Below are 13,633 nucleotides of genomic sequence, written 5' to 3'. Positions count from 1 at the left end.
CCGCGGCTAGGAGAGCATCCCGGCGGCCAGCACGGCGGTGAGCCCGCCGGTGGCCAGCAGCACGGTGCCGCCGACCAGCCAGCGCAGCACGGCGGCGCCGAGCAGCAGGTGCGGCGAGGCGCCGAGCAGCCGCAGCGTGCCGGCGACCGGAGCGCGCACCGCGCGGAACTCGGTCAGTCGGGCGATCACGGCGGCCAGCGCGCAGGCGGTGACCAGCAGCGCCTCGGCGGCCGGCACCGCGGCCGCGCCGGCCGCCCCGGGCGCCACCCAGTGCCGCAGCGAGGTCAGGACGACCGCCACCGTGAAGGCCAGCACCGCCAGCGGCGTGCCCAACCCGCGGGCCGTACTGGCCAGCCCGCGCCCGGCCAGCAGCCGCCGGGCGCTCGGCCGGCCCAGCGCGAGCAACTGGCCGGCCAGCGCGAGCAGCGGCCCGGTCAACAGGGCCAGCCCGAGCGCCGCGACAGCCCAGCCGAGCAGCAGGTTCGGGCTGCTGTGGCCGAGGTCGGCGGCGAGCGTCAGCGGGTGCGGGTCCACCGGGGCCGCCGGGCGCAGCCCGTACAGCTCCACCAGGGTGCCGGTGAGGGCCAGTCCGCCGGCCAGGGCGGTGCGCACCGGACCGAACCGGCGGGCCTGGGCCGGCTCGGCGGTGCCACGGATCAGCTCCTCCCGCACCGGCACCGCGAGCGCGGCGGACAGCGCGGCGACCACCGGCAGCACGGTGAGCAGCGCCACCGGCGCGGCCGGCGGCAGCGGCACCCCCATCCCGATCTCCGGTGCCAGCCCGGGGCCGGCGATGTCGTTGCGCAGCACCAGGAAGAGCAGCAACGCGGCCAGCCCGCCCGCGGCGCAGGCGAACGCGATCTCGCCGGCGATCAGCAGCCGGATCCGGGTCGGCCCGGCGCCGGCCGCCACCAGCCCGGCCATCCGCTCCGGCCGTTGGGCGGGCAGCGCCCGGGCGCCAACGGCCGCGAACCAGGTGACCGCGACCAGCGGCGGCAGGCACCAGAGCAGCTGGTCGGCCGTCACCGTCCCGGCCGGGCTGCTCATCGCCCGGCCCAGCGCGCGCAGCAGGAAGCCGGCGACCGCGGCGGCCGCGACGGCGATGAGCAGCCAGCGGCCCAGGTCGAGCACCCGGTACCCCCTGACCAGCCGGAGATAGAACACCTGGGGCCCTTCGGTACGAGAGCGGTGCGAGAGCGCTACGCGTGCGGCGCGGGTTCAGTGCGAGGCGGCGAGCGGCGCGGGAGCGGACCGGCCGACCGCCGCGGGCACCGGGGTACGGCCGTCGACCAGCGCCACCGTGCGGTCGGCGTAGCGGGCGAGTTCCGGGTCGTGGGCGGCCAGGACCAGGGTGAGCCGGTGCGAGCGGGCGGCGCTGGTCAGTATCCGCAACACCTGGTCCTGGGCCTCACGGTGCAGCGGCGCGGTCGGGTCGTCGGCGAACACCACCTGGGGGAGCGGGGCCAGCGCCCGGGCCACCGCGATCCGCTGCCGCTGGCCCTGGGTCAGCTCGGCCGGCCGGCGCCTGGCGCACTCGCTCACGTCGAGCCGCTCCAGCCAGTCGGCGGCGGCGCCGTACGCGGCCCGGTGGCCGGAGCCGGCCAGCAGCAGGGGCAGCGCCACGTTCTCCCGGGCGGTCAGCTCCGGCACCAGGTGGGGTTCGGAGCCGACGAATCCGAAGCGGTCGCGGCGGAGCCGCTCCCGGCCGGCCCGGCTCAGCGTGTGCACCGGCGAGCTGTTGAACCAGATCTCTCCGGAGTCCACCGGCAGGAGCGCGGAGAGGCAGCCGAGCAGCGTGCTCTTGCCGGAGCCGCGCGGTCCGGTGACGGCCAGTACCTCGCCCTCGCGGACGGCGATCGAGACCTCACTCAGGGCCGGGGTGCCGTGGTGGGACTTGACGATCCCCCGGGCCCACAGCACGTCGTTGTCGGGCGGGGCCGCTGACATGGATTCCTCCGCCGCTCATGATGGGGGCTTCTGCACGGACGGGTGCAGGGGAATGACGGTCGTCAGAGTAGAACGACCGGCTCGCCGGGAGGTTGCGGCACACGGGTGGGAGTTCGGATTTGCACCCGGACGAACCATCGGACGATCGGCCGGAGAACCACCGCAGGGCGGTACCGGCGGCCCTGAGGAGGAGGCCGCGCGGTACCGCCCTGCGGAGGAGGGTGGGTCAGGAGGTCGTTCCGATCAGATCTTGGCCCACGCGTCGGTGAGGCTGACCCGCAGGATCTGCTCGATCTCGTCGAAGGTCGACTGGTCGGAGATCAGCGGCGGGGCCAGCTGGACGACCGGGTCGCCACGGTCGTCGGCGCGGCAGTACAGGCCGTTGTCGAAGAGCGCCTTGGAGAGGAAGCCGTAGAGCACCCGCTCCACCTCCTCGGCGTTGAACGACTCCTTGGTGGTCTTGTCCTTGACCAGCTCGATGCCGTAGAAGTACCCGTTGCCGCGGACGTCGCCGACGATCGGCAGGTCGCGCAGCTTGTTCAGGGTGCCCAGGAACTTCGACTCGTTGTCGAGCACGTGCTGGTTGAGGCCCTCGCGCTCGAAGATGTCGAGGTTGGCCAGCGCGACCGCCGACGAGACCGGGTGGCCGCCGAAGGTGTAGCCGTGCAGGAAGGTGTTCTCGCCCTTGTAGAACGGCTCGGCCAGCCGGTCCGAGATGATCGTGGCGCCGATCGGGGAGTAGCCCGAGGTCATGCCCTTGGCACAGGTGATCATGTCGGGCTGGTAGCCGAACTTGTCGGCGCCGAACATCGTGCCGAGCCGGCCGAAGGCGCAGATGACCTCGTCCGAGACCAGCAGCACGTCGTGCCGGTCGCAGATCTCGCGCAGCCGCTGGAAGTAGCCGGGCGGCGGCGGGAAGCAGCCACCGGCGTTCTGCACCGGTTCGACGAAGACGGCCGCGACGGTGTCCGCGCCCTCGTTGAGGATGGCGACCTCGATCTCGTCGGCGCACCAGCGGCCGTAGGCCTCCGGGTCGACCGTGCCGTCGGGGCCGGCGAGGAAGGCCGGGGCGCGGTAGATGTTGGTGTTCGGGGCCTTGTGGGTGCCCGGCACCAGCGGCTCGAACGGCGCCTTCAGGCCCGGCAGGCCGGTGATCGACAGGGCGCCCTGCGGGGTGCCGTGGTAGGCGACGGCACGCGAGATGACCTTGTACTTGGTCGGCTTGCCGGTCAGCTTGAAGTACTGCTTGGCGAGCTTCCAGGCGGTCTCGACGGCCTCGCCGCCACCGGTGGAGAAGAACACCTTGTTCAGGTCGCCCGGGGCGTAGTTGGCGAGGCGCTCGGCCAGCTCGACGGCCTTCGGGTGGGCGTAGCTCCACACGGGGAAGAAGGCGAGCTCCTTGGCCTGCTTGGCGGCGGCCTCGGCGAGCTCCTCGCGGCCGTGACCGGCCTGCACCACGAACAGGCCGGCCAGGCCGTCGAGGTACTTCTTGCCGTTGGCGTCCCAGACGTAGGTGCCCTCGCCCTTGACGATGGTCGGGACGGGAGAGTTCTCGTACGACGACATGCGGGTGAAGTGCATCCACAGGTGGTCGTAGGCGGTCTTCGAAAGGTCCTTCGGTGCCGGGTCGGCGCTCATCGGGTGCCCCAGGTGTAGGTCTGTTTCCGGAGCTTCAGGTAAACGAAGCTCTCGGTCCTCCGCACGCCGGGAAGCGCGCGGATTCGCTTGTTGATCATTTCCAGCAGGTGCTCGTCGTCCTCACACACCAGCTCGGCCAGCAGGTCGAACGACCCCGCGGTGCAGACCACGTAGTCGACCTCGTCCATGGCGGCCAGCGCGTCGGCGATCGGCTCGATGTCGCCCTCGGCCGTGATGCCGACCATCGCCTGTCGGGTGAACCCGACGGTCAGCGGGTCGGTGACGGCGACGATCTGCATCACGCCCTGGTCGAGGAGCTTCTGGACGCGTTGCCGTACGGCGGCCTCGGAGAGGCCGACGGCCTTGCCGATGGTCGCGTAGGCGCGGCGGCCGTCCTCCTGCAGCTGCTCGATGATCGCCTTGGAGACGGAGTCGAGGGGGACGCTGCTGGTCCGGTCGCGGTTGGCCACGCCGCCACTGTGCCTGATCGACCGGATGTTCGCAAGTGGTTCGGCTGCTGATTTCGTTGCGATGATCTGGAAACGGTACGGATTTCATCGCGATCAGCCCGAGGGTATGTCGATAACGGCAAGAATCCGGCTACTCTTTCCAGGTCACGCGCGCGCGTCCCTCCGGGGCGTACGCTCCCCACCAGTGGACCGTGTCCCACCGGGCCCGGCCACTCGGCGCCCCCCTTTCCGTGGGCGCCGCACCGGGCCACCAGCCTGGTCCACTGGCACCCCGCCGGGTCGGCCGCCATCGCGCCGACCGCAACCCGAGGAGAGATGTCGTGAGCGACCTTCGTACGCTGCGCAACTACATCAACGGCGAGTTCGTCGACGCGGCGGACGGCCGCACGCTGGACGTGGTCGACCCGACCACCGGCCAGGTGTACGCGACCTCCCCGCTGTCGGGCGCGGCCGACGTCGACGCCGCGATGGCCTCGGCCGCGGCGGCCTTCGAGACCTGGCGCGACGCAACCCCCTCGACCCGGCAGAAGCTGCTGCTGAAGATCGCCGACGCGGTCGAGGCGCGTGCCGACGAGCTGGTGGACGCCGAGTGTCGCAACACCGGCAAGCCGCGCGGGCTCACCAAGTCCGAGGAGATCGGCCCGATGGCCGACCAGATCCGCTTCTTCGCCGGCGCCGCCCGCCTGCTGGAGGGCAAGGCCGCGGGCGAGTACATGGACGGGATGACCTCGATCATCCGCCGCGAGCCGGTCGGCGTCTGCGCCCAGGTCGCGCCGTGGAACTACCCGATGATGATGGCGGTCTGGAAGTTCGCCCCGGCCATCGCCGCGGGCAACACCGTGGTCCTCAAGCCCTCCGACACCACCCCGGCCTCCACCGTGCTGCTGGCCGAGATCATCGGGGGCATCCTGGCCGAGCTGGAGCTGCCGGCCGGCGTCTTCAACGTGATCTGCGGCGACCGGGAGACCGGCCGGCTGATGGTCGAGCACAGCACCCCGGCGATGGCCTCGATCACCGGCTCGGTCCGCGCCGGCATCCAGGTGGCCGGCAGCGCCGCCAAGGACGTCAAGCGGGTGCACCTGGAGCTCGGCGGCAAGGCCCCGGTCGTGGTGTTCGAGGACGCCGACATCGCCGAGGCGGTCGAGGGCATCTCGGTGGCCGGCTTCTTCAACGCCGGCCAGGACTGCACCGCGGCCACCCGCGTGCTGGTGCACGAGTCCATCCACGACGCCTTCGTGGCCGCACTGGCCAAGGCCGCGGCCGACACCAAGACCGGAGGCATCGACGACGAGGACGTGCTCTACGGCCCGCTGAACAACGCCAACCAGTTGAAGCAGGTGGCCGGCTTCATCGAGCGGCTGCCCGCGCACGCCAAGGTCGAGACCGGCGGCCACCAGGTCGGCGAGGTCGGCTACTTCTACGCCCCGACCGTGGTCTCCGGCCTGCGGCAGGACGACGAGATCATCCAGAACGAGGTCTTCGGCCCCGTCATCACCGTGCAGAAGTTCACCGACGAGGAGCAGGCCGTCGCCTACGCCAACGGCGTGGAGTTCGCGCTGGCCTCCTCGGTCTGGACCAAGGACCACGCCCGCGCCATGCGGATGTCGCGCCGGCTGGACTTCGGCTGCGTCTGGATCAACACCCACATCCCGCTGGTCGCCGAGATGCCGCACGGCGGCTTCAAGAAGTCCGGCTACGGCAAGGACCTCTCCTCCTACGGCTTCGAGGACTACACCCGGATCAAGCACGTGATGACCGCGATCTGAACCGCGCCGCGGTGAGTGCCAGGGCCCGGGAGGCTCCCTCCCGGGCCCTGCGCCCTGTCAGCCTGTCGGCCCTCGGGGCGACCGCCTGACAAGATGCCGCTGCCCGTCGCCCCGGCCCTTCCCTAGGCTGGCGACCATGAGCATCCCCACTGCCGATCCCGCCGCCGGGCAGGCCGTCAAGGCCGCCGACCGCGCGCACGTCTTCCACTCGTGGTCCGCCCAGGCCCTGATCGACCCCCTCGCGGTGGCCGGGGCCGAGGGCTCGTACTTCTGGGACTACGAGGGCAACCGCTACCTCGACTTCTCCTCCCAGCTGGTGAACACCAACATCGGGCACCAGCACCCGAAGGTGGTCGCGGCGATCCAGGAGCAGGCCGGCAAGCTCTGCACCCTGGCACCCGGCTTCGCGGTGGAGGCGCGCAGCGAGGCCGCCCGGCTGATCGCCGAGCGCACCCCCGGAGACCTGGACAAGATCTTCTTCACCAACGGCGGCGCCGAGGCCGTCGAGAACGCCTTCCGGCTGGCCCGGCTGCACACCGGCCGGCAGAAGATCATGTCGACCTACCGCTCGTACCACGGCGCCACCGCCAACGCGATCGCCGCCACCGGCGACCCGCGCCGCTGGGCCAACGACCTCGGCGTCTCGGGCATCGTGCACTTCTGGGGTCCGTACGCCTACCGCTCCAACTTCCACGCCGAGAACGAGGCGCAGGAGTGCGAGCGGGCGCTGGCGCACCTGGAGCAGGTGATCGCGTTCGAGGGCCCGCAGACCATCGCGGCGATCATCCTGGAGACCGTGGTCGGCACCGCCGGCATCCTGGTTCCGCCGCCGGGCTACCTGGCCGGGGTCCGGGAGATCTGCGACCGTCACGGCATCGTCTTCATCCTGGACGAGGTGATGGCCGGCTTCGGCCGCACCGGTGCCTGGTTCGCCGCCGACCACTGGGGCGTCACCCCGGACCTGCTCACCTTCGCCAAGGGCGTCAACTCCGGCTACGTCCCGCTCGGCGGGGTGGCGATCAGCGCCGCGATCGCCGCCAGCTTCGCCGAGCGGCCGTTCCCCGGCGGCCTCACCTACTCGGGCCACCCGCTGGCCTGTGCCTCCGCGGTCGCCACCATCAACGCGATGGCCGAGGAGGGCATCGTGGAGAACGCCCGGCGGATCGGCGAGGAGGTGCTCGGCCCCGGCCTGCGCGAGCTGGCGGAGCGTCACCCGTCGGTGGGCGAGGTGCGCGGGCTGGGCGTCTTCTGGGCGCTGGACCTGGTGCGCGACCGGGCCACCCGGGAACCGCTGGTGCCCTACAACGCCGCCGGCGCCGCCAACGGCCCGATGGCCGAGCTGGCCGCGGCCTGCAAGAAGCGCGGGCTGTGGCCGTTCACCAACATGAACCGGCTCCACGTGGTGCCGCCCTGCACGGTCACCGACGAGGAGGCCAGGGCCGGTCTCGCGGTGCTCGACGAGGCGCTCACCATGGCCGACGCGTACACGGTCTGACGCTCCGTCAGCGCCGCACGGCGTCCAGCGCCAGTAGGGCCACGTGCAGGGAGAGGCAGGACTCCACCTGGTCGAGGTCGACCGCCAGGATCCGCTCCACCTTGTGCAGCCGGTCGTAGAAGGACGGCCGCGACAGATGCGCGGCGTCCGCCGCGGCCGACTTGTTGCGGCCCTGCTCCAGGTAGACCCGCAGCAACTGCACCAACTGCGAGCCGTGCTCGGCGTCGTGCGCCAGCAGTGGGCCCAACTCGCGCTCCACGTAGGTCTGTAGGCGGGCGTCCTCGCGGAGCAGGTGCAGCAGGCCGCGCAGCCGGACGTCCGGCAGCCGGTAGTAGGAGGCGGCCCGGGCGCCCGGCGCGTCGTGCAGCGCGGCGTCGGCGACCTGGGTCGCCTCCATCAGGGTGCGCCGGGCGTCCCGCACCGAGCCGACCGAGGAGCCCACCGCGATCACCGGCGGAGCCGTCTCCCTGGCGCCGTCGGCCGTCAGCCGGCGCAGCGTGGCCGCGAAGTCCTCCAGTGCGGCGTGCTCGTCCTGCTGCGAGCCGAGCGTGATCAGCAGGCCGACCCCCTCGTCGTCGAGCGCACCGACCAGCGCGGAGAGCCGAGAGGACCGGGCGGCGGTGGCCGCCAGTTCGGTGAAGTCCCGCAGCCTGGCCTGCGCCTCGAGGGCCGCCGGGATCGGCCCGCCGCGTCGGCGCAGCACCACGCCGACCAGCCGCCGGCTCTCCAGCGGTACCCCGAGCGCCTGGGCCCGCAGCGCCACCTCGGAGACGGTCAGCGCGTGGGTGAGGATGCCGGACAGCAGGGTGCGGTGGGTCTGCCGCTCCAGGCTCTCCCGGTCGCGCACCAGCAGCCGGTTGAGCGCCAGGGTGGCCGCGCCGCGCTCCAGCAGCATGGTGTCCGGGTGGGCCTCCTGGTCCGGCAGCAGGCCCGGCTCGTTGACCAGCACCAGGCGCCCCCAGTCCTGGCCACGCGCCCCCACGACGGTGACCAGCCAGCCGCTGCGCCGGTCGTAGCCGGTGCGCCCGGCCGGCCGCACCCCGCGCGAGCGGCGCTCCCAGTTCTCCAGCAGCTCCTCCTCGGCGCGGCCCGCCGCGTCGTGGGCCAGCACCTGGTGGCTGAGGTTCTCCAGCACCACCGGGGCGCCGGCCATCCGGGCGATCTGCCGCAGTACCTCGGCCGGCTCGGCGCCCTCCACCGCCAGCTCGTTGAACACCTGGTGCACCGCCTCGGAGGCGCGCAGCTGCTCCAACTGGGCGTTCACCACCAGCGCGTGCACCGCCTCGGTCACCGCGACGAACGGCAGCTCGCGCCGGAGCACGACCAGCGGCAGGCCGCGCTGCTCGGCGGCGTGCACCAGGGCCCGCGGCAGGCTGTCGAAGTAGCGGCGGCCGAACTCCACGACCAGCCCGGCCACTGAGACCTCCGCCAGGTCGCGGACGTAGCGGGCCAGCCCGTCGCGGTCCTCGGGCAGCGCGATACCGGTGGTCAGCACCAGCTCACCGCCGCGCAGCACGCCTGCCACGTCGGGCAGTTCGCTGACGTGCACCCAGCGCACCGGGCGCTCCAGGTGGCCCGCCCCGGCCACCACCTGCGGCAGTCCGCGCCGCATCACGTCGAGATCGAGCACACGGGCGACGGTGGGGAGCACGCCGGGCCTCCTGGGTCATCGGGATGCGGTCGGGGAGCAGCCAACAAGGTGTAGCTGAATCATGCCTCCCGCCGACGACCTGTCGCCCCGCCGATGTCCTGTCACCCTGTAAGGCCCTTGGCGGCCCGGCTTCCGGAGTGAGCCTTGTCCCGCTCACCGCGGGCCGGGCATCGTCGGCGGATCGGAGCGGGTGGAATGGACATATGGAGGAGAACCGACCCATGGACCTGAGCAGCTTCGCGGACGGCGCCCAGTACATCGCCGGCCGGCTGAGCCACGGCACCGGCCCCGAGCCCTTCGACGTGGTCAATCCCGCCGACGGCGGAACCGTGCAGCGGGTGCGGCTGGCCTCGACCGAGGACGTGGACGCCGCGGTGGCCGCCGCGGCGGCCGCGCTGCCCGAGTGGTCGCGAGCCACCCCGGGTACCCGGGCCGCCGCGCTGCTGCGGCTGAGCACCATCCTCGACGAGCGGGCGGCCGAGTTCGCCGCGGTGGAGACCGCCCAGACCGGCAAGCCGATCAAGCTCTCCAGCGAGTTCGACGTGCCCGGCACGATCGACAACACCGCCTTCTTCGCGGGCGCCGCGCGCAACCTGGAGGGCCGGGCGGCCGGCGAGTACTCGGACGACCACACCTCCTACGTCCGGCGCGAGGCGATCGGCGTGGTCGGGTCGATCTCGCCGTGGAACTACCCGCTGCAGATGGCCGCCTGGAAGATCCTCCCGGCGATCGCGGCCGGCAACACCATCGTCCTCAAGCCCGCCGAACTCACCCCGCTCACCTCGCTGATGTTCGCCCGGGCCTGCACCGAGGCGGGCATCCCGGACGGCGTGGTCAACGTGGTCACCGGCGCCGGCCGCACTGCCGGCGAGCACCTGGTCGCCCACCCCGACGTCGCCATGGTCTCGTTCACAGGCTCGACCGCGGTCGGCCGGCGGGTCGCCGAGCTGGCCACCGCCGGGATCAAGCGCACCCACCTGGAGCTCGGCGGCAAGGCGCCGTTCGTGGTCTTCGACGACGCGGACCTGGACGCGGCGGTGCACGGCGCGGTCGCCGGCTCGCTGATCAACAGCGGCCAGGACTGCACCGCCGCCACCCGCGCCTACGTCCAGCGGCCGCTCTACGACGCCTTCGTCGCGGGCGTGGCCGAGCTGTTCGGCACGGTCCGGCTGGGTGACCCCCGCAACCCGCGGACCGACCTCGGGCCGCTCGTCTCCTTCGCCCACCGCGACCGGGTGGCCGGCTTCGTCGAGCGGGCCCGGGGCCACGGCGCCACGGTGGTCACCGGCGGCGCGGCCCCGACCCTCGGCCACGACGGCACCGACCTCGGCCGCGGCGCGTACTACCAGCCCACGCTGATCATCGACGCCGTGCAGGAGAGCGAGGTGGTGCAGGGCGAGATCTTCGGCCCGGTGCTGGTGGTGCTGCCCTTCGACTCGGACGACGAGGGCCTGCGGCTGGCCAACGACACCCCGTACGGCCTGGCCGCCTCGGTCTGGACCGGGGGCGTACACCGCTCGCTGCGCGCCACCCGGGAGATCGCGGCCGGCTGCGTCTGGGTCAACGACCACATCCCGATCATCAGCGAGATGCCGCACGGCGGCTACAAGGCCTCCGGCCACGGCAAGGACATGTCGCAGTACTCGCTCGACGAGTACACCCAGATCAAGCACGTCATGCAGGACCTGACGGGGTCCGCCAGGAAGGATTGGCACCGGACGGTCTTCGGTGACCGCGGCTGAGGGCACTCGGCCCGCGGCGCCGGTGCAGTTCGTGGCACCGGTGTAAGAGGACCGCCGCCCGGCTCTCTCCGGAGGCAGGTGGCGGTCCTCCCGGGATCGTCACCGCGCGAGGAGAGCGGAGGACGGGCCATGGAGAGCAGCGGACCCACTGCCGGGGTGGACTGGCTGGCGGCCGCCGCGCCGGATCCGGACGCCTGCCGACGGGAGTGGGTGCGCTCGGGGCTGGGCGTCGTCCTGCTGCCGGCCGGGCGGCTCTGGGACGTGCTGCTGGTGCCGGGGCCGCTGGGCCGGCCCGCGCTGCGGCTGCTCGAGCGGCTGCCCGGCAGCGGGCCGGTGCTCACCGACCCGGGGGACGACAGCGTCGGGTTCCTGGTCCCGGTCGGCACGGCCGCGCGCTGGGTGGGCACCGGGGTGCGCGGCGCGGGCGACGGCACCTGGGTGGTGGTGCCACACCCCGCCCGCGGTGGCGGTGCCGGACTCCGCTGGCTGGTGCCCCCGGACGGCTCGGGGCGGCTGAACGACCCGGTGCTGCTGGAACTGGCGTTGCACGAGGCGGCTGCCGGGCTGGGCGGGCCCGGTGAGCACGTCTGATTGCTACGAGGTGTAAGGCCGACCGGGCGATCCCCGTCAGTGTGGTCGTTGAGCGTGTCCGATCCGGCCCCCAGACTGGAGGTGAGCGCGGTAGCGCCGTACCCCCGCCGTCCCACTGGATGGCGCCACATCACCGGATGGCGCCGGCGCGGGGTCCGGCGGCAGCTGAGCCGCCCGAGACTTCGGAGGCAACGACCTTGAGCAAGCCCACTGTCAGCAAGCACCTCACCCACTGGATCGACGGTGTCGCGGTGCCGACGGCCGGTGCCGCGCCCAGCCGGGGCGACATCTACGACCCGGCCACCGGACGGATCTCCGGACAGGTGGACTTCGCCGGGATCGCGGAGGTCGACCAGGCCGTCGCGGCGGCGCACGCCGCGTTCGCGGAGTGGCGGCACGCCTCGATCGCCAAGCGCACCACGGTGCTCTTCAACTTCCGCGAGCTGTTCAACGCCCGGAAGGAGGAGCTGGCCCGGATCATCGTCTCCGAGCACGGCAAGGTGTACTCGGACGCGCTGGGCGAACTGGCCCGCGGACTGGAGGTCGTGGAGTACGCCTGCGGGATCCCGCAGCTGCTCAAGGGGGGCTTCAGCGAGCAGGCCTCGACCGGCATCGACGTCTACTCGATCCGTCAGCCGCTCGGTCCGGTGGCGATCATCTCGCCGTTCAACTTCCCGGCCATGGTGCCGATGTGGTTCTTCCCGATCGCCATCGCGGCCGGGAACACGGTGGTCCTCAAGCCCTCCGAGAAGGACCCGTCGGCGGCCAACTTCCTCGCGGGACTGTGGAAGGAGGCGGGGCTGCCGGACGGCGTGTTCAACGTCGTGCACGGTGACAAGGTCGCGGTGGACCGCCTGCTGGAGCACCCGGACATCAAGTCGGTCAGCTTCGTCGGCTCCACCCCGATCGCCCGGTACGTCTACGAGACCGGCACCCGCTACGGCAAGCGGGTGCAGGCCCTGGGCGGGGCGAAGAACCACATGCTGGTGCTGCCGGACGCCGACCTCGACCTCAGCGCCGACGCCGCCATCAACGCGGGCTTCGGCGCGGCGGGGGAGCGGTGCATGGCGGTCTCGGTGCTGGTCGCCGTCGACCCGATCGGTGACGAGCTGGTCGAGAAGATCAAGCAGCGGATGGCGGCGCTGAAGGTCGGGCCCGGCTGCAACGGCGACTCCGAGATGGGCCCGCTGGTCACCGGCCAGCACCGGGACAAGGTGACCTCGTACGTCGAGTCGGGGCTCGCGGACGGCGCGGAGCTGGCCGTCGACGGGCGCCGGCACCCGGTGACCGGGACCGACGCCGAGGGTGGGTCGACGGCCGACGGCTTCTGGCTCGGCCCGACCCTCTTCGACCACGTGAAGCCCGGGATGTCCGTCTACAACGACGAGATCTTCGGCCCGGTGCTGTCGGTGGTCCGGGTGGGCTCGTACGAGGAGGGCCTGGAGCTGATCAACGCCAACCCGTACGGCAACGGCGTGGCGATCTTCACCAATGACGGTGGCGCCGCGCGGCGGTTCCAGCACGAGGTGGAGGTCGGCATGGTCGGCATCAACGTGCCGATCCCGGTGCCGGTGGCGTACTACTCCTTCGGCGGCTGGAAGGCCTCGCTCTTCGGCGACGCCCACGCGTACGGGCCGGACGGCGTCCAGTTCTTCACCCGGGGCAAGGCCGTCACCCAGCGCTGGCTCGACCCCTCGCACGGTGGCATCAACCTGGGCTTCCCGACCAACAGCTGAGCTCCACCGTGCGGGCCGGGGGGGGGGGGGGGGGGGGGGGGGGGGGGGGGGGGGGGGGAGGGGGGAGGGGGGGTGGGGGGGGGGGGGGGGGGGGGGGGGGGGGGGGGGGAGGTANNNNCGTCCTCCCCCCCCCCCCCCCCCCCCCCCCCCTCCCTCCCCCCCCCCCCCCCCCCCCCCCCCCCCCCCCCCCCCCCCCCCCCCCCCCCGGCCGCGCTTGCATCGGCGGCAGCGAGGGCGTAGCGTGTCCAAGTCGCTCGGCAGGGAGCACCGGACACGCGTCTGCGCGGACGGTCCCGGGGCGGCCACTCTCCTGGAACACCTTTCCCAGTACCGCTGGGTCGGCTTTTCGTGCGCTGTCGCGGGCCGGCCTTGTTTTGCTGTGTTCGTATTTCTGGGAAGAGGTCCGGATTCGCTTTTCGGAGCGGGGCTGGGCTAAGGTTCGAGGCATCGGACAGGCCGTCAGGTCGGTTACGGCGAAGGCCACTTGAAGGCCGGAGGGCATGGAGGATCTGCTAGGATCTGAAGCGCCGGAAGGCGGTCGAAAGGCCAGCGGGAAGTGAGTCGGGAAAGAGCCGCGGGAAACAGTGCGGATCGGGT

General features: G+C 72.6%; 10 protein-coding genes. 5 read left to right on the top strand and 5 right to left on the bottom strand.

What is annotated here, in order from left to right:
* Positions 1–6: 6 nt before the first annotated feature.
* The 4 genes from ACZ38L_RS17980 to ACZ38L_RS17965 form a co-directional block, all read right to left on the bottom strand.
* Entirely contained in the window at positions 7–1,164 is a 1,158-nt protein-coding gene (locus ACZ38L_RS17980; RefSeq protein ID WP_465694117.1) for a hypothetical protein, read from the bottom strand.
* A gap of 54 nt (positions 1,165–1,218) precedes the next feature.
* A complete protein-coding gene (locus tag ACZ38L_RS17975; protein ID WP_465694116.1) occupies positions 1,219–1,947 on the bottom strand; it encodes an ABC transporter ATP-binding protein in 729 nt (242 codons plus the stop codon).
* 243 nt (positions 1,948–2,190) lie between these two features.
* Positions 2,191–3,585 (bottom strand): aspartate aminotransferase family protein, encoded by a 1,395-nt coding sequence (locus ACZ38L_RS17970; protein ID WP_396567147.1) that lies wholly within the window; start codon positions 3,583–3,585, stop codon positions 2,191–2,193.
* Complete coding sequence (locus tag ACZ38L_RS17965; protein ID WP_396567145.1) at positions 3,582–4,055, bottom strand: Lrp/AsnC family transcriptional regulator; 474 nt, start codon at positions 4,053–4,055, stop codon at positions 3,582–3,584. Before ACZ38L_RS17965 ends, ACZ38L_RS17970 begins: the two co-directional genes overlap by 4 nt.
* Positions 4,056–4,375: 320 nt before the next feature.
* Between ACZ38L_RS17965 and ACZ38L_RS17960 the strand changes: the two genes are divergently transcribed.
* Entirely contained in the window at positions 4,376–5,821 is a 1,446-nt protein-coding gene (locus ACZ38L_RS17960) for a gamma-aminobutyraldehyde dehydrogenase (protein WP_465694115.1), read from the top strand.
* A 136-nt stretch (positions 5,822–5,957) separates the two neighbouring features.
* Positions 5,958–7,316: an aminotransferase class III-fold pyridoxal phosphate-dependent enzyme gene (locus ACZ38L_RS17955; RefSeq protein WP_465694114.1), complete on the top strand. Its 1,359-nt coding sequence runs from the start codon at positions 5,958–5,960 to the stop codon at positions 7,314–7,316.
* Between the two features lie 7 nt (positions 7,317–7,323).
* Here ACZ38L_RS17955 and ACZ38L_RS17950 read toward each other — a convergent pair whose 3' ends face one another.
* Complete coding sequence (locus ACZ38L_RS17950) at positions 7,324–8,967, bottom strand: PucR family transcriptional regulator (RefSeq protein WP_465694113.1); 1,644 nt, start codon at positions 8,965–8,967, stop codon at positions 7,324–7,326.
* A gap of 203 nt (positions 8,968–9,170) precedes the next feature.
* On the opposite strand from ACZ38L_RS17950, the gene ACZ38L_RS17945 reads away from it, so the two are divergent.
* The 3 genes from ACZ38L_RS17945 (at position 9,171) to ACZ38L_RS17935 (ending at position 13,036) form a co-directional block, all read left to right on the top strand.
* Entirely contained in the window at positions 9,171–10,709 is a 1,539-nt protein-coding gene (locus tag ACZ38L_RS17945) for a gamma-aminobutyraldehyde dehydrogenase (protein WP_465694112.1), read from the top strand.
* A gap of 129 nt (positions 10,710–10,838) precedes the next feature.
* Positions 10,839–11,300, top strand: coding sequence for a hypothetical protein (locus tag ACZ38L_RS17940; RefSeq protein WP_465694111.1), 462 nt, complete (start codon positions 10,839–10,841; stop codon positions 11,298–11,300).
* 137 nt (positions 11,301–11,437) lie between these two features.
* On the top strand, positions 11,438–13,036 hold the full coding sequence (locus ACZ38L_RS17935) for a CoA-acylating methylmalonate-semialdehyde dehydrogenase (RefSeq protein ID WP_465694110.1): 1,599 nt from the start codon (positions 11,438–11,440) through the stop codon (positions 13,034–13,036).
* Positions 13,037–13,633 lie beyond the last annotated feature (597 nt).

The sequence above is a fragment of the Kitasatospora sp. NPDC024654 genome, assembly GCF_055559155.1.
Note: the sequence above shows the minus strand (reverse complement) of the source record. Positions and strands in the feature narration are given on the sequence as shown.

Coding starts and splice junctions, on each gene's coding strand:
- ACZ38L_RS17975 (WP_465694116.1), bottom strand. CDS start 1,947: ATGTCAGCGGCCCCGCCCGACAACGACGTGCTGTGGGCCCGGGGGATC.
- ACZ38L_RS17970 (WP_396567147.1), bottom strand. CDS start 3,585: ATGAGCGCCGACCCGGCACCGAAGGACCTTTCGAAGACCGCCTACGAC.
- ACZ38L_RS17955 (WP_465694114.1), top strand. CDS start 5,958: ATGAGCATCCCCACTGCCGATCCCGCCGCCGGGCAGGCCGTCAAGGCC.
- ACZ38L_RS17945 (WP_465694112.1), top strand. CDS start 9,171: ATGGAGGAGAACCGACCCATGGACCTGAGCAGCTTCGCGGACGGCGCC.
- ACZ38L_RS17940 (WP_465694111.1), top strand. CDS start 10,839: ATGGAGAGCAGCGGACCCACTGCCGGGGTGGACTGGCTGGCGGCCGCC.
- ACZ38L_RS17935 (WP_465694110.1), top strand. CDS start 11,438: ATGGCGCCGGCGCGGGGTCCGGCGGCAGCTGAGCCGCCCGAGACTTCG.